Origin of the sequence: Methylomusa anaerophila (assembly GCF_003966895.1) — a bacterium.
Taxonomy (GTDB): Bacteria; Bacillota; Negativicutes; order Sporomusales; family Sporomusaceae; genus Methylomusa; species Methylomusa anaerophila.
Genome location: NZ_AP018449.1, coordinates 1,260,273 through 1,283,819, shown reverse-complemented (window position 1 = coordinate 1,283,819; position 23,547 = coordinate 1,260,273). Strand labels below are relative to the sequence as shown.

The 23,547-nt window shown below is 53.0% G+C and carries 17 protein-coding genes; 13 read left to right on the top strand and 4 right to left on the bottom strand.

The features are described 5' to 3' along the window. The first annotated feature begins 183 nt into the window (after nt 1–183). Complete coding sequence (locus tag MAMMFC1_RS05600; RefSeq protein WP_232035691.1) at nt 184–1,278, top strand: MFS transporter; 1,095 nt, start codon at nt 184–186, stop codon at nt 1,276–1,278. A gap of 46 nt (nt 1,279–1,324) precedes the next feature. Beyond that, a complete protein-coding gene (thiD, locus tag MAMMFC1_RS05595) occupies nt 1,325–2,134 on the top strand; it encodes a bifunctional hydroxymethylpyrimidine kinase/phosphomethylpyrimidine kinase (protein WP_126310460.1) in 810 nt (269 codons plus the stop codon). Between the two features lie 25 nt (nt 2,135–2,159). Here the strand turns inward: thiD and MAMMFC1_RS05590 are convergent, their stop codons facing one another. Beyond that, nucleotides 2,160–2,798, bottom strand: a complete 639-nt coding sequence (locus tag MAMMFC1_RS05590; RefSeq protein WP_126307221.1) for a hypothetical protein — start codon at nt 2,796–2,798, stop codon at nt 2,160–2,162. Nucleotides 2,799–3,040: 242 nt separating this feature from the next. Between MAMMFC1_RS05590 and MAMMFC1_RS05585 the strand changes: the two genes are divergently transcribed. From MAMMFC1_RS05585 to MAMMFC1_RS05570, 4 genes are all read left to right on the top strand, one after another. Beyond that, complete coding sequence (locus tag MAMMFC1_RS05585; RefSeq protein ID WP_126307219.1) at nt 3,041–4,165, top strand: efflux RND transporter periplasmic adaptor subunit; 1,125 nt, start codon at nt 3,041–3,043, stop codon at nt 4,163–4,165. After that, the gene (locus MAMMFC1_RS05580; protein WP_232035690.1) at nt 4,165–7,257 is read left to right on the top strand and encodes an efflux RND transporter permease subunit; all 3,093 of its coding nucleotides are present in this window, start codon (nt 4,165–4,167) and stop codon (nt 7,255–7,257) included. Before MAMMFC1_RS05585 ends, MAMMFC1_RS05580 begins: the two co-directional genes overlap by 1 nt. 208 nt (nt 7,258–7,465) lie before the next feature. Further along, nucleotides 7,466–8,530, top strand: coding sequence for an A/G-specific adenine glycosylase (gene mutY, locus MAMMFC1_RS05575; protein ID WP_126307217.1), 1,065 nt, complete (start codon nt 7,466–7,468; stop codon nt 8,528–8,530). Between the two features lie 14 nt (nt 8,531–8,544). After that, nucleotides 8,545–9,864, top strand: coding sequence for a metallophosphoesterase (locus tag MAMMFC1_RS05570; RefSeq protein WP_126307215.1), 1,320 nt, complete (start codon nt 8,545–8,547; stop codon nt 9,862–9,864). On the opposite strand, the gene MAMMFC1_RS05565 is transcribed toward MAMMFC1_RS05570, so the two are convergent. Both MAMMFC1_RS05565 and MAMMFC1_RS05560 read right to left on the bottom strand, forming a co-directional pair. Beyond that, nucleotides 9,754–11,418 carry an ATP-binding protein gene (locus MAMMFC1_RS05565; protein ID WP_126307213.1) on the bottom strand — a complete coding sequence of 555 codons (1,665 nt, stop codon included), beginning with the start codon at nt 11,416–11,418 and terminating at the stop codon, nt 9,754–9,756. The two genes, MAMMFC1_RS05570 and MAMMFC1_RS05565, sit on opposite strands and share 111 nt — an antisense overlap. Before the next feature lie 259 nt (nt 11,419–11,677). Next, nucleotides 11,678–11,854 (bottom strand): EVE domain-containing protein, encoded by a 177-nt coding sequence (locus tag MAMMFC1_RS05560; protein WP_126307211.1) that lies wholly within the window; start codon nt 11,852–11,854, stop codon nt 11,678–11,680. Between the two features lie 131 nt (nt 11,855–11,985). Here MAMMFC1_RS05560 and MAMMFC1_RS05555 point away from each other — a divergent pair, with 131 nt between their 5' ends. The 6 genes from MAMMFC1_RS05555 (at nt 11,986) to MAMMFC1_RS05530 (ending at nt 21,729) form a co-directional block, all read left to right on the top strand. Continuing rightward, nucleotides 11,986–12,756, top strand: coding sequence for a hypothetical protein (locus MAMMFC1_RS05555; protein ID WP_126307209.1), 771 nt, complete (start codon nt 11,986–11,988; stop codon nt 12,754–12,756). Between the two features lie 14 nt (nt 12,757–12,770). Further along, entirely contained in the window at nt 12,771–13,241 is a 471-nt protein-coding gene (locus MAMMFC1_RS05550) for a hypothetical protein (protein ID WP_126307207.1), read from the top strand. Between the two features lie 104 nt (nt 13,242–13,345). Beyond that, a complete protein-coding gene (gene addB / locus MAMMFC1_RS05545) occupies nt 13,346–16,900 on the top strand; it encodes a helicase-exonuclease AddAB subunit AddB (protein WP_126307205.1) in 3,555 nt (1,184 codons plus the stop codon). Continuing rightward, entirely contained in the window at nt 16,897–20,673 is a 3,777-nt protein-coding gene (gene addA / locus MAMMFC1_RS05540) for a helicase-exonuclease AddAB subunit AddA (protein ID WP_232035689.1), read from the top strand. The genes addB and addA overlap by 4 nt, the downstream gene beginning before the upstream one ends. A gap of 476 nt (nt 20,674–21,149) precedes the next feature. Continuing rightward, nucleotides 21,150–21,458 carry a BrnT family toxin gene (locus MAMMFC1_RS05535; RefSeq protein WP_197723919.1) on the top strand — a complete coding sequence of 103 codons (309 nt, stop codon included), beginning with the start codon at nt 21,150–21,152 and terminating at the stop codon, nt 21,456–21,458. A 4-nt stretch (nt 21,459–21,462) separates the two neighbouring features. After that, nucleotides 21,463–21,729: a CopG family antitoxin gene (locus MAMMFC1_RS05530; protein ID WP_126307203.1), complete on the top strand. Its 267-nt coding sequence runs from the start codon at nt 21,463–21,465 to the stop codon at nt 21,727–21,729. Nucleotides 21,730–22,246: 517 nt separating this feature from the next. On the opposite strand, the gene MAMMFC1_RS05525 is transcribed toward MAMMFC1_RS05530, so the two are convergent. Further along, nucleotides 22,247–22,648 (bottom strand): hypothetical protein, encoded by a 402-nt coding sequence (locus tag MAMMFC1_RS05525; protein ID WP_126307201.1) that lies wholly within the window; start codon nt 22,646–22,648, stop codon nt 22,247–22,249. A 511-nt stretch (nt 22,649–23,159) separates the two neighbouring features. On the opposite strand from MAMMFC1_RS05525, the gene MAMMFC1_RS21345 reads away from it, so the two are divergent. Beyond that, a complete protein-coding gene (locus tag MAMMFC1_RS21345) occupies nt 23,160–23,297 on the top strand; it encodes a hypothetical protein (RefSeq protein ID WP_158618657.1) in 138 nt (45 codons plus the stop codon). The last annotated feature ends 250 nt before the right edge of the window (nt 23,298–23,547 follow it).

Genomic DNA, 23,547 nt, shown 5'->3' with positions numbered 1-23,547 from the left:
AGTATTTCGTATGCAATAATAGACAGGAGCCCAATCATTTGTGGATTAAAAGATTAAAGCAGTAGATATCAGGATAAATGGAAGTGGTTTTTGTGTTCGATATGCTAAGATCGGTACCCAGGGTGGTTTTTTTTAATTGTCGCTGCTCACAGCGTCACCGACTTGTCCCAGGGGGCCCTGCTGGTGGCGTTGCCGTATTTTAAAGCTAAGTTTGCTTTGAGCTATACGCAAGTCAGCGCGATTGCTCTGTTGCAAAATTTGACTTCGTCGGTGATACAGCCGGTGTTCGGTTATTACAGCGATAAAAATCACCGCCCCTGGCTGATGGCGGCGGGGTGTGCCGTCTCCGGCCTGGCTATGCTGGGCTCGCTGCTGGCGCCGAATTATTATATCCTGCTATTATGTACCGTAGTATCCGGTTTGGGGATAGCTGCCTTTCACCCGGAGGGAGCCAAAACGGTTAACCGGTTAAGCGGCGCCGGCAAGGGGAAAGGTGTCAGCATGTTTGTCGTTGGCGGCAATGCCGGGTTCGCTCTGGGCTCTTTGTTTATGGGGTTTTTGTTAACCAGCGTGCCGGAAGGGATGTTCTGGCTGTACCTAATCCCCTTTTTGGGCATCAGCATTCCTTTGTATAGGATGGCTATGACCCTGCCGCGCCCGGAAAGCAAAGCTGCCGGGTTAGGCGATCTTAAGTGCTTAATATCGGTGCCGCTGGCGGCTCTCTTAGGCGTCGTGCTGGTGCGGGCAACGGTGAGTGCCGGTATCAGCACGTTCATACCGCTGTACTATGTGTCGTACTTAAGCGGTAATGCGGTTTATGCCAGTTGGCTGCTGACTGTTTTCCTGGCCGGCGGCGCGCTGGGAACGCTGTGCGGCGGAATTTTGAGTGACAGATACGGCAGTAAACGGATTATGCTCTGGTCTATACTGCCGATTAGTCTGCTGCTGGTACTGTTCCAAAGTATGAGCGGCGTTTGGGTATTCATCGTTTTGGCCCTGGCCAGCGCGTTTTTATCCGCCGCTTTTGCCGGCGGCCTGGTGTTGGCCCAGTGTATGATGCCCGGCAATGTGGGTATGGCTTCGGGCCTTACCATCGGGTTCAGCGTCGGGCTTGGCGGCATGGGGGTGCTGCTTTTGGGCCGGATTGCCGACTTGTGGAGCCTGCCGCTGGTTTTCGACCTATTGGCCATCCTGCCGGTGGTGGGATTTGTCTGTACGTTTTTCGTCCGGGATGTGGTCCGGGAGAGGGAACCACAAATAAGTTTGGAGACAAAGTAGAAAGTAGATTTGGCAGTGAAGTTTAGGAGTTGATAGGATGCAGACTATGAAAAACATCCTGACCATCGCCGGTTCGGACTCCAGCGGCGGGGCGGGGATTCAGGCCGACTTGAAAACTTTTGCCGCTCATGGGGTATTCGGTATGAGTGTCATTACCGCCGTCACGGCGCAAAATACCCAGGGCGTTTTTGCCGTGCAGGACATTACGGCGGACGTTATTGCCAAACAAATTGAGGCTATCTTTGACGACATCCCTGTGGCAGCGGTCAAGATCGGCATGGTGTCCCGGATGGAAACCATCCAAATCATAGCCGCCAAGCTGCGGCAATATCAGGCCGTCAATATTGTACTTGATCCGGTTATGGTGTCAACAAGCGGCTATCATCTTTTAAACCCGGCGGCGCAAGCCATCCTGGCCGGAGAGCTCCTGCCCCTGGCCGCGGTGGTGACGCCGAACATTCCCGAGGCTGAAGTCCTAACCGGCCTGACCATAAACAATCTTACCGATATGGAAGAGGCTGCCCGCCGGATATACGCCATGGGACCCGGGAACGTACTGGTAAAGGGGGGGCATCTGGCGGTGGACCCTGAGAATTCTATCGATGTGCTGTTCGATGGAGTTAATTTCCACTATCTAAGCGCCCAACGGATTGCAGCGAAAAAAACCCATGGCACAGGCTGTACATTGTCGGCCGCTATTGCCGCCAACCTGGGAAAAGGCCTTAATGTCCCGGCGGCGGTAACGCAAGCCAAAGAGTATGTTACCGTCGCGATCGAGAATGCTTTAACCATCGGCAAAGGCGCAAGGCCGACCCACCACTTCTATACATTATACAAGCAAGCAGGCATGATATAGTATTTTTTTAGTTACGCTTTCGTTTTCATATATGCCGGCGTTTGAGCGGCGAATCAAATATTTCTTCCGGGCACCCATAAACAAAATTGGCTTCTGTGGCCAGTTCTTTTTCAACTTCTGTCTGCGTGTCCGCATAGGCTTCTGTCTCTAATTCTTTGCAGGTAAGGTCCCGTGGCGGCGGGGGTGGGCCCGTTGGGGCTTGCGGGGGTGGGCCCGTTGGGGCCGGCGGGGCTTGCGGGGTTATTGGCGGCGGCGGTCCGAAACAGGAGCCGTCCTGGCCGATCCGCTCCAGCAGCCGGCGCATTATTTCTATGACCACGATTTGCTCGGCGGTATGATGCGCGGTATTTTCCAGCTGGGTGCGGTTGGTGAGATATTGGAGCAAATCAACCGGCGCGCAGGTAACCGACAGAAACTCGCTGCTGAAAGTTATCTTGCAGCATAAAAGTTCCAGTAAGGTATCGATGAGCGTACCGGCCCGATCACAGCGTATTAACGCTCTTTCAAACACTTCAAAGGGCGCGTCGGGGATACGGTGAATCTCCTCGGCGGAGCCCACGAGCAGGCGGTATGAGCTGACAAGAGATGAGAAGTTGGGAATGACGGCGTTAATATCAGCCAGAATGGTGTTGATGATGGTTTGCGGCGTATCAGTCAAAGGCATGATGATACCCCCTTCCCCCAAGATTACTTACAGTATATGAGAGAGAGGCGGCGTTGGTTAACGCCGCCTTGTTTGCCTTTCACGGAAAATTTACAGAATAAACCAGCTGAATTGTATTAACATTTGTAGTGATATATATATCATTTATGCGGGAAAAATGATATAATGAATCACTGACTGGTTAGTCAGTTTATTTCTGCCAGTTTCGCTAATTTAACCAATGGAAAAGGAGAAGGGATGCGATGCTGTTTAGGAACAGGAAGCAGTTGGCCGTAGCGCTGGCTGTGGTTATTGCCTTAACCGGTATAATCGGCTATCGCGTCTACGCCAACGTTGCGGCGAATAAAGCCAGGGCCGACAGAATGGCGGCCGGCCAGGAGATTACGGTGGAGGTTGCCCGGGTTGGGCGCCGGGATGTGTATCCGGTTAGCGTGTTCTCGGCAAATTTGGAACCGGTATGGAGCGCCGATGTATCCGCTAAGGTTGACGGCCGCATTAATGCTTTGAATGTTGCCGAGGGAGACGCGGTTCAGGCGGGGGCGATAATTGCCAGCCTGGATTCAGGCGAGTTGGCGGCGCAGGTGGTGCAGGCCGAGGGTAACCTGATGGCGGCCAGATCCAACCTGGAACAGGCGGAGCTGGACTATAACCGCTATTATTCTTTAGCGGACAAAGGCGCCATATCCGCCCAGTTTCTTGACACCGCCCGCACCAAAAGGGATGCGGCTGCCGGTCAGGTCAGAGCGGCGGAAGGCAGCCTGATGCTTTTAAAGGAAAAGCTTAATAATGCTGCCGTATCGGCGCCCCGGGACGGAGTGGTGACCAAGCGTTACCTGCAAGCGGGAACCTTCGCCCACGCCGGAACGGCCATAATTACATTGGCGAATACTACTACCCTGTTAGCCAAAGCCACGGTTGGCGAGTCGCAAGTAGGCGATCTAACCCCGGGGGCGACGGTAAAGGTCAGAGTAGACGCCCTGGATCAGGAATTTGACGGTATTGTTGCCCGGATTGCCCCTGCCGCTACTCTACCCGCCCGTACTTTTGCCGCTGAAATCAGCATCCCGAATGAAAATGGAACCCTGAAAGCAGGTATGTTTGCCAAGGTTTCTATTGGCACCAGGGTGCATGCCGATGTGATTGCCGTGCCTGAAAACGCGTTGGTGCTGAAAGAAGACCAAAAAACAGTTTTCGTAGTTGCTGAGGACAACAAGGTGCAGCAGCGCACACTGAAGCTGGGCTATGTAGGCGGCGGCTGGGCTGAAGTCCTGGAAGGGGTAACAGACGGTGAAACTATCATTGTTGCCGGTCAGAATAAGGTAAGAGACGGCGTGACTGTTTCGCCCGTTGGGGATGGTGGTCAGTAATGAACATCATTGCCACCTTTATCAAGCGGCCGGTATTTACCGTAATGCTGGTAATGTTGCTAGTGGTATTTGGGGTACAAGCTTATCCGTCCTTAGGCATAGATCTTTATCCCGACGTGGATTTTCCCATTGTTGCTGTCTCGGTCAGCTATGCCGGCACCGGGCCGGAGGAGATGGAGAGTCAAGTTACCAAGCCGGTTGAAGATGCAGTCAGCGCCATTTCAGGAATCAAGACGCTGTCTTCAGTGACCAAAGAAGGAATATCACAAGTGGTAATCGAGTTTGAATTTGGCACCAATGCCCGGCTGGCGGCCAATGAAGTAAGGGAAAAGGTGGCCACCATCCGCAAGCAGTTGCCGGATCAAATTGACGAACCGGTTATTCAACGTTTCGACATCGGAGCGCAGCCTATTCTCTTTTTCAGTCTGTCGTCCGATTCCCGCAGCCCGGGGGAAGTGCGGAAACTGGCAACCGATGTGGTAAAAAATGAATTGCAGCGGATTGACGGCGTGGCCGACGTGAGTATAGCCGGTGCTTCCGACCGGGAGATTCAGGTTCAGGCCGACTCTAAAAAACTGGAGGCCTATAAAATAACCATGCCCCAGATTTTGGATGCCATCAACAGCCAAAATCTGAACGCCCCCGGCGGACACGTTAAAGGACAGGGTCTGGATTTGACCGTCCGGACAGTCGGCGTTTACAAAAGTATTGAGGATATCAGCAATATTATTGTTGCCAACCAGGACGGACGGCTGATTAAACTGAGTGATGTCGCCGCTGTCAAGGACAGCTGGGCGGAGGAGACAGCCATCGCCCGGGCCAACGGCGCCCCGGCGGTGCTGGTATCGGTGCAAAAGCAGTCCGGCGCCAATACCGTTGATGTTGCCAGCAAGGTGAAGCAGGCGGTGAACGGTTTACAGGATACGCTGCCTGACGATATCAAAGTCCAGATCACCCGCGACAGTTCCGAATATATCAAGAGCAGCGTGGAAGATGTAATGACCTCGCTGGTATTCGGCGGCTTGCTGGCAGTGGCGATCACCTTCCTGTTTTTGGGGAATACCAGAGCCACCCTCATCGGCGCCATTGCCCTGCCCACTTCGGTTGTGGCTACTTTCTTTCTCATGAAGGCTATGAACTTTACCCTCAATAATATGTCCCTCATGGGACTAAGTCTGGCAGTAGGCATCTTAATTGACGATGCCATTGTGGTTATTGAGAATATCTACCGTCATATGGAACAAGGCAAGTCGGCCTGGGAAGCGGCCCGGGACGGCACGGGGGAAATCGCGCTGGCGGTTATGGCCACTACTTTTTCCATATTGGCGGTATTCGTGCCGGTAGGCAGCATGACCGGCATCATTGGCCAGTTCTTTAAGCAGTTCGGGCTAACGGTTGCGTTCGCGGTTGCGTTTTCGCTGTTTGTAGCCTTTACCCTTACGCCGACTCTCGCCGCCTACTGGCTGAAACCCCATGACGGTACGGGCGAAGGCGCATCCCGCAACTGGCTGAAAAGGGTTCTTGATAAGTGGGAGCAAGGTTTTACCGCTGTGCAGGCCGGTTACCGCCGGCTGCTGGCCTGGGTGCTGACGTACCCCAAGAAACTGCTGGCGATAGCTGTATTGTCCCTGTTTCTCAACTTTTTGTTGGTACCCTTTCTGGGCAGTGAGTTTCAGCCGTCTTATGATTCCGGGGAGTTCAGCATAACTTTAACCGCTCCGGCCGGAACTTCCCTGGAAAAAATGCAGCAGCTATCCTTGCCTATCGAAGCGGAAATTATGGCCATTCCCGAGCTGCAAAGCTCCTATAGCGTGGTAGGCGACGGCAATCAGGCCAACAAGGCCTCTATCGGCGTAAAACTGGTCGCAAGCGGCAAACGCCATCGCTCCATGGAGCAGATTATGGATGGGTTAAGACTCAAGTTCCGGGATGTAGGCGATCTGAAAGTTGCCGTAGAAAACGGTCAGAGCATAGGCCGGGGCGAGTCCCGGCCCGTTCAGGTAGCTTTGCGCGGGCCCGATCTGGAGGTACTGATGCATACGGCTCAGAACCTGGCCGAAAAGATAAAGGCCATTCCGGGGACTATGGATGTGGATATCTCCAGCGAGCAATCGGTGCCCGAAGTACAGGTTAAATTAAATGCCTTGCGGCTGAGTGACGCCGGTTTGGACGCTTCCACCGTGGCCGGTACCGTGCAGATGGCTTTCCAGGGAGGCATTACCCGGAACAAGTACAACGCCGGTGACAATGACTACAACATCCGGGTGCAGCTGGCCGCCGACAGCCGCATGAGTATTGACGATGTGGCCAACCTGAGAGTTGCCGGCAAAACCGGTGCTTTTATCCGCTTAGGCGATGTGGCTGATATTCAGTTGTCTTCCGGTCCTACCCAGATTGACCGTGAATCCCGCCAGCGTCAGGTCATCGTTTACGCCGGGGTGGCCGGCACGTCTGCCGGTGAGGTCATCAACAAGGTGACAAGCTTGATGCCGTCTATGAACCTGCCCCTTGGTTATACCTACAAATTCGTAGGACAGGCGCAAATCATGCAGGATTCGTTTAATGAAATCGGCAAGGCGCTGGCGTTGGCCATAGTCCTGATCTATATGGTACTGGCGGCGCAGTTTGAAAGCTTCATCCACCCGTTCACCATCATGCTGTCGCTCCCGTTCTCCCTGATTGGCGCTATTCTCGGCCTGCTGGTCGCCGGGCAGACCATGAACATCATGTCCCTCATCGGGGTTATCATGCTCATGGGTTTGGTAACCAAAAATGCGATCTTGCTGGTGGACTATACCAACCAGTTGCGGGCCGGCGGCATGGGTATTACCGAGGCGCTTATCGAAGCCGGATCGGTGCGGCTGCGTCCCATTCTGATGACTACCGCCGCCATGATCTTCGGTATGATGCCGATTGCCTTAGGTATCGGAGCCGGCGCCGAATTGCGCCAATCCATGGGGGTTGTGCTCATTGGCGGTCTTATGACCTCCACCCTGCTAACCCTGGTGGTGGTGCCGTCGGTTTATTTGCTGATAGATGGAGTAAAAAACCGTTTTGTCGCTAAAAAAGAAGTCACACTAAGGGGAAACTAAAAAGATTGCAAAATAATGCCGGCTTCCTTCGCAGTGAAGGCTAGCCGGCATTATTACATATAATTTCAATTCTTTAACGGGACATATATAGCAGGGTAATTCATACTATGACGCCAATATATATATACATAGTGGCGGCAGGAACCCTTTCCAAGCATATGGCAGGGGACAGAATCAATTCAAAAGATAAGGGAGCAGATAATCCTTCATGGAATTGGCAAAGCTGTTATTAGCCTGGTACGATGAGAACAAGCGGGATTTGCCCTGGCGAAAAGATAAAGATCCTTATAAAATCTGGGTGTCGGAGATTATGTTGCAACAGACCCGGGTGGAGGCGGTGAAGCCTTATTATGAGCGCTGGCTGCAGAAGTATCCTACTCTTGCCAGCCTGGCTGCCGCCGATGACGAAGAGGTTATGCTCTCCTGGCAGGGATTGGGCTATTACTCCCGTGCCCGGAACTTGCTTGCCGGCGTGCGGGAAGTGGCGGCGGCGTACGGCGGGCGGGTGCCCGATTCCCGGGAGGAGATATCCCGTTTGGCCGGTATCGGCGATTATACCGCCGGCGCTATCCTGAGTATTGCCTATGATAAGTGGGAGACGGCCATCGACGGCAACGTGCTAAGGGTTTTCAGCCGTTTGTTCGCTCTGGAAGAGAATGTATCGTCCCCGGCAGCCAGGCGCCGGATTAAAAAACTGCTGGAACAGGAATTGCCGGCGGCCAGACCGGGAGAATTCAATCAGGCGCTTATGGATCTGGGAGCAGCCGTTTGTATTCCCAAAGTTCCACGGTGTGAAGCCTGTCCGGTGATTTCAATTTGCAAGGCTTTTCAGGCAGGAAGGCAAAAGGAATTGCCGGTAAAAAGCAGGCAGGCAAGGCCGGTGCCTGTTCGGCTGGCGGCCGGAGTTCTCCGATTTGCCGGCCGGTTTCTGCTTCGCCAGCGGCCGGCTAAGGGCCTTTTGGCCGGCATGTGGGAATTTCCGGCGGTGGAAACCACGGCGGATCAGGATGATAAAGCGGCATTGGCCCGAGTGTTTAACCAGCAGCTGGGGCAAAATATTACAGTGCTGGACAGGCTGTTTGCCTGCACGCACACATTTAGCCACCGGCACTGGGACATTTCCTTTTATCATTGCGGTTTGGCGTCCCCGGAACCGGCCCTGTTGCCCGGCGGGAGTGGGGGCAGGTGGGTAGGAGCGGAGGACTGGCCGCAGGTGAATTTTGCCGGTCCCCATGGTAAAATGGCCCGGAAGCTTAAAGTGGAAGGGTTTTAGCTTAGGAGGTACAGGTGCAACAGAATCCGTTCTTGTTATCCTTGCTGTTCATACTGGTCATTGTGCCGGGGGTATGCTGGCTGGGCTACCGCATCCTGGCCAAATGGCACCCGTTTTATACAATGCGGCCGGTACGCATATTTTATTGGAGTGTTACCGGCTTGTCCCTGGCCATTATTCTCCTGAGCCGCCGGTTTCGCCCGGCGGAAAGCCTCACCGGGGAATTTATCCGGGGGCTGTTATATGTGTCCTATACCTGGATTATCGGGCTTCTCCTTCTGATGGCGCTGCTGTTCCTGCTGCACATAACCCGCGATACTGCCAAACGGTTTTGCAAAGCTAAGGCGGCGGCTGTTAATGGCAATGGCTATGAAGGGATTACCCGCCGGCAATTTATCCAGGGAGTGGCGGCGGCTGTGCCGGCTTTGCCGTTTACGGGCAGCGGTTTCGGCATTTTTAACGGCGACCGGGAAATCGTGCTGTCCCGTCATGAAATACATCTGCCGGGTCTGCCGCCTGAGTTTGACCGGCTTAAGGTGGCGCAAGTGAGCGATGCTCACATCGGGCCTTTTTTCGGGATGAGCAAGCTGGAGCGGGTACTGGCCATGGTTGAAGGGGAGAAGCCGGATTTTTTGGCAATTACCGGTGATTTGGTCGATGATTTGGATCTGCTCGCTCCCACTATGGAGAGACTCAACCGGTTTCATGCCCTCCTGCCCCACGGGATATATTATTGCTGGGGCAATCATGAATATTTTCGGGATATAAACCGGATTCGCCGGGCGGTAGCCGCCAGTCCGGTAACCTTAATTGAGAACGACGCCTGCAAGGTACTTGACGGCAACCGCCCCCTATTCCTTCTGGGTGTGGATTACCCTTGGGCCAGGGGCGGCGCCAATCAAAGCATCGTGCGGGAAAACTACTTTGCCCAGGCGGCCAGGAAACTGCCGGCGGCGGCTTTTCCGGTTTTGCTGGCCCATCATCCGGATTTTTTTGACAACGCTTTTGCCGCCGGCATTCCCCTGTCGCTGTCGGGCCACACCCATGGCGGCCAGATTGCGGTGGGCGGCAAATCAATTTTTCCGGTACAGTACAAGTATATGCGGGGGATGTACCGGAACGGGGCTTCTTACGGCTATGTAAACGTGGGCGCGGGACACTGGCTGCCTTTCCGTATCGGCTGTCCGGCCGAAGTGGCGGTTTTTACCTTGCGCAGCGGGGATTTAGGCGGCAAAGTTGGATTGAAAGTAGACAAAGAATGTGGTTCCCAGGTTGCCGGTTTTCACATCAATAGTGGCATTGTGCCGGGTGGCAATTCTATAGCAGATGGGTAAACCTAAGCCGATACCGGTGTTTTTGGTAGTTAAAAACGGCGTACCCAGGTTTTCCAGTATATGAGCCGGAACGCCAAGGCCCTGATCCCGCACCGACAGAATAATTTCATTATTTTTCCAGCCGGTGCAAATAGTAAGCTCGCCGCCACGGGGCATAGCTTCCAGACCGTTTCGCACCAAATGAAGTATTAGCTGACGAATTTCATTTTCATCCAGATAAAGCTGAGGTACAGGTTTTAGATCAAGACTTACCACCACGTTGAAAGCGGCGGCATCGGCCTGGATTAAAGGGTACAATGTGCCGATGATAGTGTTTAACCCGCAGTTTTTTCGTTCAGCCCGCTTATCCTTGGCCAATAAGAGGTATTCGCAGATAATGCCGTTAGTCCGGTCCAATTCTTCGATCATCCAATTGAAACGGCGTGTATAGTAGTCGCTTAATTCGGCTTTTCCCTGCATCACCTGCAGGTAACCGCGCACCGTTGTCAAAGGATTGCGTATTTCGTGGGCCATATTGGCAGCCATTTCGCCCACCAGATTCATTTTGTCGGCCCGGATGGTAAGCTGCTCCAATTCCTTGCGGGCGGTGATATCCCTGATACTACCTTCCGTGGTCAGTAAATTCCCCTTTTCATCATAGGTGGAAAAGCATTTTTTTTCCACCCATACGATTTTATTATCCTTGCGAATCAAACGCAGGGTGAGCGGCAAATGATTATATTTCCAGGGATGGGCCATAAAATCGTCATACAAGGGTAAATCCCTGGATTCCACCAGGCGGCGCATTAATTTTGCGTCGGCATAATACTCAGGGGGAGAATAACCGGTGATTGCCAATACCGACGGACTGATATACTCGAATTGGGGTTCCGGCAACTGCCGATAACGAAAAATTACATCAACGGCATTTTCCGCCAGCAATCGGTATTGGGCTTCTTTATTCGTTAAATCCAGTCTGGTTTTTTCAAAGTATATCATTAAAGTACCGGAAGCAATAATCAGCCGGAGGATACCGGTGACTGAATAACACCAGGGGCTTAACCAAGGGATGGTAAGTGTATAAGGCATAATAACCGTCAAAATTCCCCATAAGAAGTATGAATAGCCGGTGATTAGGCTGCCTATGCCTTTTATTTGTAAATTGTGCATAAAAATTTCGCCTATATGTATGAGGATTATACCGGTAAAAACAGCAGAAGGAGCCAATTTATAGCTAATGGGTAAATCTAATAATACAAATATAATGCTTAATACGAAAATGCTGCCGGCCCAATGTAACCACCACCGTTTAAACGGCCTGCCGCAGAAGAGATAAGTACCTGACAAGAATAGTAAAATTGTGCCCAGATAAAACGTTTGAAAAATGATAAAGCTTACCAGGGATGTTTGCCAGTCAAATATTCCAAAGTCAAAAAGGACTATTCGCAAGGCAAAGCCCAGCCATCCCAAAATCCATAGGCCTATATACCGTTCGCGATACACAGCGTACAAATACCAATATACAAATATCAGTGAGATTGTCCCGGCTACCGAACAGAACATAGCTAAATTCATCTTGCTCACCTTTTTAGTAAAATTATACCAGCATTTTTAAATACTATAAAAAATGAAATATTCCTCCTTTATGTATAAATTTTTTACTATATTTTAAAAATATAGTAAATGCAAGAATTGGCGAGATTTTTTAGACTGTTTAGACTTTTTTTATATTATAAATTTTTCCATATATCCATAGCTGTTGTTCATAAAGGCATTACCTTTGATCATAAAGTAACAAAACTAAACCCGCCGGATTCTGGCGGGCTCGTTGTCATTAGGGGAATATATCGCTGCCGGCGGCCATTCGCTGAATCAGCTGCCAGTGGTCTGGCGGCACCGGCATTACCGACAGCCGGGATTGGCGGACCAGTTCCCAGGCGGCAAAAGCAGGGGTGGCAAGCTGGAAGGCCGTCAAGCGGCGGCGATTTTTATAGATAATGTCTCGCGGCATAATTGTTTCACCCCTAGCGCACAATAACCACAAAATCACAGCCTATACCTATAAACGGATAATCAATGGGATGATCGAGATCAGCGGCGACTGACAACGGCAGAAATAATTAAGCTCCAAAGGAGAATGCTATGGGAAACTTGCTGCAAAATGCCCCCCGGTGGCCCAGGGCCGCTATTTCCAGCTTCCAGACCAACCTCATCCACTTTAGAAACCCTCTTGTTACCGCGCTGTGGTCGGTCGCCCTTCCCGGCTTTGGCCACATTTTTGTCGGCAGCTATATTAAAGGCTATCTGCTCATCATCTGGGAAATCGTCGTCAACACCCAGTCCCACCTTAACCTGGTTATTTTATACAGCTTCACCGGCCGTTTTCCTGAGGCTATGGAGGCCATCAACCCCCGCTGGCTGCTGCTTTACGTCCCGTTCTATCTTTTCGCCGTCTGGGACAGCTACCGTCTCGCCATCCAACTCAACAAGCTGGCCTTACTGGCCGAGCGCACCGAACAGCAGCTCCCTCCAGTGGTAATCAGCGCTTTCGAGATCAACTTCCTCGACAAACGCAGCCCCTGGGGCGCCATGCTCTGGTCGTTGCTCATTCCCGGCGCCGGCAACCTCTACAACCACCGGCTGCCCACCGGTTTCATCCTCCTTACCGTATGGGTCTGCATCGCCTACCAGTCCCACTTGCTGGAAGCTTTCACCTGTTCTCTTCTTGGCGACTTCGTTCAGGCCACCGCCGTTACCGACCCCGCCTGGCTGCTCTTTTTGCCCTCCATCCACTACTTCGGCATGTACAGCGCCTATACCTACACTGTCGAATACAACAAGCTTTTCGACTACGAACAGGCCAGGCATCTCCGGCAGGAATACCCCAACCGCCCCAATAAAATGCCCTTTTGACGGGAGGCGTTAGCATGTACATTATTGCCACTTTCGAGCACTCCGCTTATCTGGAGCTGGCCATCTCCGACCTGGAAATCCGGGGCGTCGCCAACCCTCAGATACTGGCGGTGCCGCTGGCGCAACAACGTCCCCAGATGAACATCCTGGACACCATCCACAGGGCCGACGGGGTCAGCGTCCTCGACGGCACCTGTATCGCCGCCTCGCTGGCGACGACCCTCGGCGTCGTCTATGGCTATGTGCTGCCAGGCGGCCCGCTGCTGTGGGGTTTAGCCGGCATGATTATCGGCGGCTCGCTGGCGCTGGTTATCGACTACTTCCTTACCAGGCGCGACCGTCCGACAAAAGGGCCGCCCCGCTCCGCCGAAGTCGTCCTCATCGTCAAATGCGACCCTGGCCAGGCCCAGCAGGTGGAAGACATTCTCCATAGCCACCTGGCTCTGGGCCTGGCCAGGGTGGAGGAGGAACAAGGGTTTCAGTAACCGCCTCACAGGGAATGCCCTTTTCCTTAACCGTTAATGCAGGACAGAGTCCGGCTGACGGCGAAAGTATAAGGAAAATGACAGGAACTTGAGGAGGCGATGGTGTGAGCTTGCGCCTTGTTTTGGGCCGGGCCGGCTGCGGCAAAACCCGGCGCTGCCTGGATGAAATACTGGCTAAATTGGCTGAGTCTCCCGACGGCCGGCCGCTGATCCTGATCGTGCCGGAGCAAGCCACCTTTGAAGTGGAGCGCCTGCTGGCGGCGGCTTGCCCCGCCGGCGGCTTCACGCGGGCCTATGTATTAGGGTTTCGCCGCCTGGCTTACCGGGTACTGGGCGAGACAGGCGGCGGCGCCCGCCCCCATATAACCGAATTGGGCAAACGTATGGCGTTGAGCCGCATTCTGCTGGAACATAAAGACCGGCTTAAACTTTTAGGCCGGGCTGCCGGCGAGAGAACCTTTGCCGAGACGCTGGCCGGTCTTATCAAGGAATTTAAAAACTACGGGGTTAAGCCGGAAGCTCTGGCTGCGTTGGCCGATAATCAGCTGAAAGAAGGAGCAGAAGGACCGCTGGGGAGCAAGTTATCCGATTTGGCTTTTCTTTACGGTAAATTCGAAGAATTTTTAAAGGAGCGGTATACCGATCCGGAAGATTATTTAAGCCTGTTGGCGTTAAAAGTGCCGGCAGCGGAACTAATCCGGCAGGCGGAAATTTGGGTGGACGGGTTTGCCTGGTTTACTCCCCAGGAATATGCCGTTCTGGCGGCTATATTAACAACAGCCTGTTCGTTAACCCTGACGCTGTGTCTCAGTCGGCCGGAAGAGGCGGGGCACAGGCACCAGGAATCCCTGTTTCATCGCCAGTGGGATACCCGGCGCAAACTGCTGACTTTGGCCGGGGGTTTACATATTCCGGTGGAAGAAGAAGAGCTGGTACGAAGAGAGCGGTTTTCCCACCAGCCCATTTTGGGCTACATAGAAGAGTTTTTTGCCCCGCAATCGCTGAAAGTGGCTAAATGGGATAAGGATCAGGCCGGCCTTGTCGTGGCGGAGGCGGCTAACCGCCGCACCGAGACGGAAGCCATTGCCCGGGAGATGATTCGCCTTAGCCGCGAACAGGGTTTCCGGTGGCGGGAAATGGCCGTGCTGTTAAGGGATGCGGACAATTACCGGGAACTAATGGCCACAGTGCTTGCGGACTATGATATTCCCTTTTTCAGCGATAACAGCCGCCCGGCGGTCCATCACCCGCTGGCGGAACTTTTGCGGTCGTCGCTGGATATTATTTTGGAAAAGTGGAGTTACGAGCCGGTTTTCCGCGCCTTAAAAACCGATCTCTTGCCGGTAACACGGGATGAAGTGGATCGGCTGGAAAACTATTGCCTGGAGTTCGGCATCCGCGGTTCCCGCTGGACCAAGCCCGATCCATGGACTTTCCGGCGGCGGTTTTCTCTGGATGAAGATGAATGGCGCGATGAGAAGGATGCCGCTGATGAACAGGAAAATGAATTTTTAAAATCCATTCATGACATTCGCCTGCGGGCCACGGAAGCTTTGATTAAGTTTTCCCGGCGGCTGGAAGCCGGTGACCGGCACCCTGCTCCTGTCCGCGATTTGGTAACCGCAGTCTACGATTTGCTGGTAGAGCTGAACGTACCGGCAGCACTGGCGGAATGGGCTGAGGCCGCCGAAAAGGAAGGGGACCTGGAGCAGGCCCGGGAACACAGCCAGATATGGCCGGCGGTTATGGAATTGCTGGATCAGATGGCGGAGGCTTTTGCCGGGCAGGAGCTGTCCTTGACCGCCTTCGCCGGTATCCTGGGCGAAGGCCTGGAAGGCCTTAAGCTCAATCTTATTCCTCCCGGCCTTGATTATGTTACGGTAACGGCCCTGGAACGCACCAGGCGGCAAAATATCAAGGCGGCATTTGTGCCAGGCATAAACGACGGATTTCTGCCCAGACGGCGTAAGGATGAAGGGCTGTTAACGGATAAGGAGAGAGAGGCCCTCCTGGGGCAGGGAGTGGAACTTGCCGCCGGCGCCACCGCTGATGCCTTTGCCGAGCAGTTTCTGGTTTACACCGCCCTGACCAGGTCCAGCCACTACCTGTGGCTGAGCTATCCTTTGGCTGACGCGGAAGGCAAGGCGCTGGCGCCGTCGCTGGTTATTCGCCGGATAAGGGAAATCACCGGCCTGCAGCCGGTATCCTACCCGGTTGAACCTGAACCGGGGCGGGAGAAGGAGTATATAGCCAGGACCGACAGGGCGCTTGCTTTGCTGGCCGGCGCCTTGCGTCTTTACAAAACCACCGGCAATATGAGCCCGGTGTGGTGGGATGTGTACAACTGGGCCGTCCGGCGCGGCAGTCTTAAAAATAGCGGACGGTCCCCTTTGGCCGGACTGTTCCATCATAATCAGGCGGACCGGCTGGACTACGGGCTGGCCGGGCCGCTATACCGGAAAAATAACCGCCTGCGCGGCAGTGTTACCCGGTTTGAGAATTTTCGCGCCTGCCCTTTCCGGCATTTTGCCCAGTATGGCCTGGGACTGAAAGAGCGGGCGGTGCACAAACTGCGCTCGCCGGACTTGGGTCAGTTTCTCCACGCCGTGTTAAAAATGTTTGGGGACAGAGTGGCTGCCGCCGGCTTAAACTGGTCCGATGTGACTTATGATCAGGCCGATGTCCTGTGTGGGGAGATTGTTACTGAGCTTGCGCCCCGGCTGCAGAACGAGATTCTGGTCAGCTCCCGGCAGCATGAGCACCTTCTGTCCCGCCTGGAACGGCGGGCTTATAAGTCCATATGCCGCTTAATCGACTGGGCCAAAGTCAGCCGGTTCAAGCCGCTGACGCTGGAGCAGTCCTTTGGCCGGGGTTTGAATGCCTTGCCGCCGCTGGCGTTTACGCTGGCCGACGGCAGTATTTTGGAATTGGCGGGACAAATTGACCGGTTGGACGTGGCCGTGCATGCGGGACGAAAATATGCCTTGGTCATCGATTATAAGTCCGGGGGAGCTTGGCTTAGCCTGGAAGAAGTGTACTACGGACTTAAGTTACAGCTCTTAACCTATCTGCTGGTGGCAACCGGACGCCGGGAAGAAGCTTTGCTGCCGGCCGGAGTTCTCTACTGTTTTTTAAAAAATCCCACCGTCGTCGGGCCGGCCTCGCTGTCGCCGGCGCAAATGGCGGCCCGGGCGAACAGCCAGCTTAAGATGCCGGGGTGGCTGCTGGCCGACCCGGATGTGGTCAAGCTGCTGGAAGAAACCATAGCCGGTCATTCGGAGTTTTTCAAAGTGGGGCTTGGCGCCAAGGGTTTTTATAAAAATTCCCTGGAGCAGCTTAAGACGGCGGAAGAATTTTCCCTTTTGCTCCGGCACGCGGCCCGGGAACTGAAAACAATCGGCACGGCCATCTTAGCCGGCGATATCCGGATTCGGCCTTACCGGCTGGCTAAGAAGTCGCCGTGCAGTTATTGCCCTTATCCGGCGGTTTGCCAATTTGACCGCCGCCTGCCGGAAAACGAATGCAATCCGCTGCCCAGGCTTTCGGACGAAGCCGCAATGAACCTTATCAGACAGGCGCTATCCGTAGTAGCGGCGGCTGCCCCCAAAGATGCAAATGTCCTTTGGCAGCAGTCGCCGAAGAAGGGAGGGGATGAATGATGCAATGCTCCCCCCAACAACTGGCGGCCATTGAGGCGCGCCGGCAAAATCTCCTGGTGGCGGCCGCTGCCGGCTCAGGCAAGACCTGGGTGCTGGTGGAGCGGATCATCCGGCGGGTAATCGATCCGGCCGAAATGCTGAGTGTGGACAGGCTGCTGGTGGTAACCTTTACCAATGCCGCTGCCGCTGAGATGAGGACGCGGATTGCCGAAGCGCTGCTCAACGTACTGGATAATATGGATTTGGCGGCGAAGGATCGCCGCCGCCACGTCGAGCGGCAGCTGGCGCTTTTGAACTCCGCCTCCATTTCCACGCTGCATTCCTTCTGTCAAAGCATTGTCAGGCAGTATTTCTATCATATCAACGTTGATCCCAATTTCCGGGTAGCCAGTGAGACCGAGACCGATCTGATTAAAACCGACGTATTGGAAGCATTGCTGGAGGAAGGCTATACTGAGGCCGAGGCAGACTTCATGCTGCTGGTGGACCAGTACGGTGATGAGGACGGTGACAGCTCCTTAAGCGGACTGGTGCTCAAACTATATGATTTTTCCCGCAGCCACCCTTGGCCGGAGGACTGGCTGGACGGCTTGGCCAAGGCTTTTGCTTTGCCGGCAGGGACCGACTTTGACGCCACTGTCTGGTCGGCCTTGGTGCGGGACAAAATCATCCTCGATTTGGAGCTTTCCCGCCAGGAATTGGCGGGGATGGTGGCGGAAGCCGCTCTGCCGGGGAACCCGGCAGCCTACGGCACGACCTTTGCCGAAGACATTGAGGTGCTGGACAGCCTGCTGGCCGCCGCCCGCCGTTCCTGGACGGACCTGGCCGCCGCCCTGACCGATTGCCGGTTTTCCCGTATTGCCAATGTGGGCAGGGAAGTGGCGGCGGAAGTTAAACAAGAGTTTCAGGACCGGCGCAACAAAGTCAAAAACCGGGTGAAGAAGATGAGCGGCGATTATTTCCAGCGCAGCCCCGGCGAGTTGGTTGCCGACCTGCAGGCAGCGGCCCCGCAGGTGGCGGCGCTGGTAAAACTGGTCAAGGCATTTGGGCAAGGGTTTGCCGCCGCCAAACAGGCGAAGGGTCTGGCAGATTTTAATGACCTGGAGCATTTGTGTCTGGCGGTACTGCGAGACAGCAGCGCCCTGCCGGGGGAAACCAAGCCTTCGGCGGTGGCCCGGGAACTGCAGGCGAGATTCAGCGAAATCATGGTGGATGAATACCAGGATACCAACCGGGTCCAGGAAGAAATACTGCAGCTTCTTAGTTCGCCGGCACAGCCTAATCTGTTTATGGTAGGAGACGTCAAGCAGAGCATTTACCGCTTCCGTCTGGCCGAGCCGGAACTGTTTATGCACAAGTATTCGACTTTTGGCCGGGACGGGCTTGGAACCAACCGCCGTATCGACCTCAGCCAAAACTTCCGCAGCCGGGACGGCGTCCTGCACGCGGTTAACTTTTTGTTCAGCCAGCTTATGACGCGGCAGACAGCCGAGCTGGACTACGGCGAAGCGGAGCAACTGAATCCCGGGGGCATGTTTCCCGCAACCGACCTGCCCACTTTGGCCGGGCCGGTGGAACTTTATCTCATCGCCGCCGCCGAGGCAAGCCATGACGACGGCGGGGATACCGCCGAGGGTGAGTCCGACCCGGAGGAGGATGAGGAAAATTCTGCCGCCGGCGAGTCATTTGCGGCCGGCAGCGAGGCAGATAACGGGGAGGAACTCAGCACTTTTGAACAGGAAGCGCTGCTAATCGCCAACAAAATCAATGGGCTTATGGACGCCGGCTATACGGTATACGATAAGGAAACAAAAAGCTACCGGCCGCTAACTTACCGGGATATGGTCATTCTGCTCCGGTCGGTGCAGGGCAAAGCCCAGGTTCTGCTTGACGCCCTGCGCCGGGAAGGCATTCCGAGTTATGCCGAACTGGACGCGGGCTACTTTCAGGAGACGGAGGTAACAGTAATCCTGTCGCTGCTTTCTGTCATCGACAATCCCCGGCAGGACATCCCGCTGGCGGCTGTACTCCGTTCGCCGCTGGTAGGGTTAACCGCCGCGGAAATGGGAGCGCTTCGCCTGGCCTGTCCCGCGGGAGACCTGTGGGAGGCGTTAAACACAGGCCGGGATGGTTCAATCGCGGCGGCTAAGGTAGCCGGGGCTTTGGATCAGTTAAATAAGTGGCGCAGCCTGGCCCGCCGGCAGGGTGTGGCTGAACTTGTCTGGCAAATCTACCGGGACACCGGCTACTACGACTACGTAGGCGGCATGCCCGGCGGGGTGCTGCGGCAGGCCAATTTACGCGCTCTTTACGACCGGGCCGAACAGTACGAAGCAACTAATTTCCGCGGCCTGTTCCGCTTTCTGCGGTTCATCGACCGGCTAAAGGAGCGGGGTTCCGACCTGTCTGTCGCCAGGGCGCTGAGCGAGAACGAAGATGTGGTCCGGGTTATGAGCATACACAAGAGTAAGGGGCTGGAATTCCCGCTGGTATTTGCGGCTGATCTGGGCAAAAACTTTAACTTGCAGGATACCAGGGCCCTGGTGCTCTGTCACAAGGAATTGGGTGTCGGGCCTTATGTAACTGTTCCCGAATACCGGTTCCGCTATCCCACACCGGCCCGCTGGGGGATTCAGCACAAAATAGAGCTGGAAACCAAAGCGGAAGAGCAGCGAATCCTGTATGTAGCCTTAACCCGGGCGCGGGAAAAGCTCATCCTGGTGGGGACGGTCAAAAAACCGGCCGCCACCCTGAAAAACTGGTGCCGGGAAGTGGGAGCAGCAGCGGAAAAACTACCTGCCGCCAGGATCATCAAAGCCAAAAACTACCTGGACTGGATTGGCCCGGCGGTGGCCCGGCATAGGGACGGCAGGGTTTTGCGGCTGCAGGCTGAATGCCAGGACGAGCCGGCCGGGCCGCTGGCGGCGCACCCGTCCGAGTGGACGGTGAATATTTTTACCGGCGGCCGGTTGACTCAACCCATGGACTGCCGGGAAAGCATGGATGAAATTTTACAGTCGGTACGCCAGTTGGCGCCTGTGGCCCGCGGCAGCGGCACCGCCTGGGTAGAGGCGGTATTGGGCTGGGAATACCCCTGGAGCCAGGCGGTGGGCAAGCCGGCCAAACTGTCTGTTTCCGAGATCAAGCGGCGGCTGGAGATTATCGAACGGAGTGATGCCGAACCGGCGCCTTCCCTGGTAACGGAAAAGCAGCCGCTGGTGCGGCCGCGGTTTACCCAAAATGTGTCCGGGATGACAGCAGTGGAATACGGCATTGTCTTGCACACACTAATGCAGCATGTCGATCTTACCGGCGATCTTACCGCCGGCGGGATCGCCGCCCAGGCAAAAACGCTGACGGCACGGGAAATACTTTTGCCCGGGCAGGGCGAGGAACTGGATTATAAGGCGGTTGCCGCCTTTTTCGCCAATCCCCTGGGGCAGCGTTTACGCGCTTCCGGCAAGGTCTGGCGGGAGCTTTCCTTCAGCCTTATGCTGCCGGCGGACAGGTTTTATCCCGACCTGGCCGGCAGCAAGGAACAGGTTTTTGTCCAGGGCGTGATTGACTGCTTATTCACCGAGGCCGACGGCGTTGTCTTGCTGGACTACAAAACCGACCGGACGGGGGACGCCCGGGAACTGGTGGCGAAATACGCCGCCCAGCTTAGTATGTATGCCGTGGCGGTGGAGCGGATTCTGGGTTTGAAAGTAAAAGAGCAGTATTTATATGCATTTGGAATGGGCGAGGCGATTAAGCTGGATGCCTGGGGCTAATTAAGGCCAAGTTAATTTATAGCTTGCTGCTCCGCAAATATTTTTCTCCCTGACTACCCATATGGAACGCATTAAAGAATTGAAATTATATCCGGGTATTAGGAACGCTTCGACGCTAGTGGTCTGTAAACGCTAATTCTATAGTGTTCTTGCGAGAGGTTTTCCGTCCTGCTTTGTTGTCGTCGGCTTACATATTCCCGATATGCGCGCCTCCTCCGCCTCGCAGGACGAAAAACCTCTCGCAATTCATCCTATAGTCTTAGAGTTTACAGACCACCATCGCTTAACCTCAGCTTATCCTGATACCCGGATGTCAATTTTTTAATGCGACATATATAATAGTCTAGTAAAGTCTAGTGACTAATCGCATTCTTAGTAATGAAATTGATGGCTGTTTTTTTTGCTGCCGATGCTTCAACCGTATTTACAATAGAAATACAAATTATTATAATGAAATTAAGAAAGCAGGTGTTTCGATGGTTGCATACCACATGAACTTTGCGATTGTGGATTTCGAGTGGGACAGAATAAATACCAACCACATCGTGCAAAAACATGGCGTGCAACCGGAAGAAGCTGAGGATATATTTTTTAATGGCCCTTATTTTCGAGTAGCGCGGACAGAGGACGAAGGGGCAAAGCGGTATTTTGCGCTAGGAGAAACCAGTGAGGGACGGTTATTAACCGTAATTTTCGAGATATTACGCAAGGATACGATAAGGGTAATAACTGCTTATGATATGCCCAAAAGGCACCAAACGTCATATAAATCCCGCAGGAGGTAATAAAATGAAAAAGGTCCCTAAATTCAACAGCCGGGAAGAAGAAATTCAGTTTTGGGAAACCCATGATCCGCTGGATTTTGAGGAACCCGATGCCGAAGTTAATATAACCATGTCACCGCAGTTACAGAAAGAAAGGCGTTTAAAGCAGGTAACTATCCGGCTTCGCCTTTCACAGGTTCTAGCGGCCAAAGAGATTGCAAAGAGGAAAGATATACCTTATCAAGTGTTGATGAGATCCTGGATAAATGAAGCTATCAAAAAAGAACGCTAGAATAAAGGTTCAGGCGTTTTATGATCGAAAGAACTAGTTTGCAATATTATAATTGCTATTAAAAGCAGTCCCTTTGACAACATTATAATTTTCTGAATCTCTCCAAAGATATCTCGCAGGGTGGAAGGGAAAATACGTGTCTGTCATAATGTGTAATAAAAATTATAACGTTATATAATATAAAATGTATTGTTTGAAAGAAGAATGATCCATAAGAGTGTTTGGATCATTCTTCTTTTTTATATAAATCCAAATAGAGAAAATTAATTGAATTCCACAAAGAAGAAGCAGCTTCTTTTCAGGCTGCTTTATTGATTAATCCTGGAGATGAGGCAGTTCTGGAGAGTCTTGCCAAGGCACAGATGAAAGAAGAAACTCTGTAATCAACTTGTAAAATTGCTCCGGGGGCGGAAAAATGAAGAAGAAAAGCGGTAATAGAAAAAGACTTAACTTTCACTAAGTCTTTTTTATTAAGCAAAGTATTCAACTATTCAACAACCGTCTGATGCTCAAGGCTCTAACGCATGAATTTGACTGTGATTTCCGGCAGGTATTTGGCTATAGCTGCAAATAAATCAGCGGAAAAAGCTGCTTCATCACTGATTATATTTTTTAGAGTATTCCGCTCTACGATTACGTAAGGCTTCACTATACCCAGGAAGGGATGATGAATCTCCGACTCCAGCTTGCCGGAATCGGCGTTGGTGATACGGACTCCATCCAAGTGAAAGGTATATTGACCTGCTATCTGGCCGCCATCGACAATTTGCATACTCATCTTGTTCTGTTTTCCGGCCAATATGTTGTCTGCTATTGATAGCACATAGGGATGCTTGTTACGTAACCCATCAATAAGTCTTTCGCGGAAGGCAACAAATTCTTCTATGACCAGTTTGTCTGTATCTGTCATTACCGTCATCTTTTCAGTCTCCTTTTAGTTAAAAATTTTAATAAAAGTAGTATGTATGAGTTGCAGATTTTTTATGCAAACCTTGACCTTTTGAGGACAGTTCGTTAAGGGTTCAATCGGAAGTTTTGCGCGGCAAAAAGGCTCAACCGCAGTGAAGATACTGCAATGTTGAGCCTCTAAATTATCTCGCGTAAAAATTTTGATTGTCAGTCTTTCCCCCTCCCCGCTAGTGTCAATAACCATCTTTGTTATACTAATTGGAGGGGGGGTTGTTTTATTTTGACTTTTTCAGTGGTCTCGGACTGTCCCCTGACTCATTTAGCTGGACCTGCCGCAGTTTCAAATTTAATACAAATTTAACATTTATATGTGCTAAATTGGACGAAAGTCCTATAGAAACAGGATTAAAACTTTGGTACTATAAATAAAGTGATATTAGGATAATATTGGAATACCTGTTATAAACAACGAATTCATGCATAATACGCTAAAATTCATTATAATTGCCAGGGAGGCGAGCATGAACAAGCAAGGATGCTGTGATGCAATCACCAGAATTTTAAAATCAAATAAGGCCAGGATGGCCCTGGCGGCAATCATCCTATTTTCTGTCACCGCTAGGCCAAAGAAATCGACCCTGCCGACAAGGAAGAACTGAAACGGCGTTCCCAAGCGGAAGCCTTGGAACGACAACATAGGGGACAGGAGAAAGACGTATTTCTACAACAGCAGTCGCCGGCTGAGAAAACAACCGTTTTACCCCGAGGAACCCAGTTTCCTCATCAACGACCTTGTCCTCGAAGGAGACAAGGTCGATCACTTTCCGTGGGCCAAAAACATCCTCAAGCCATATCGCGGCCAAGTCAAGAACGGCAGCTATGACGTCTTCGCCGGCCGGCTACAAAACC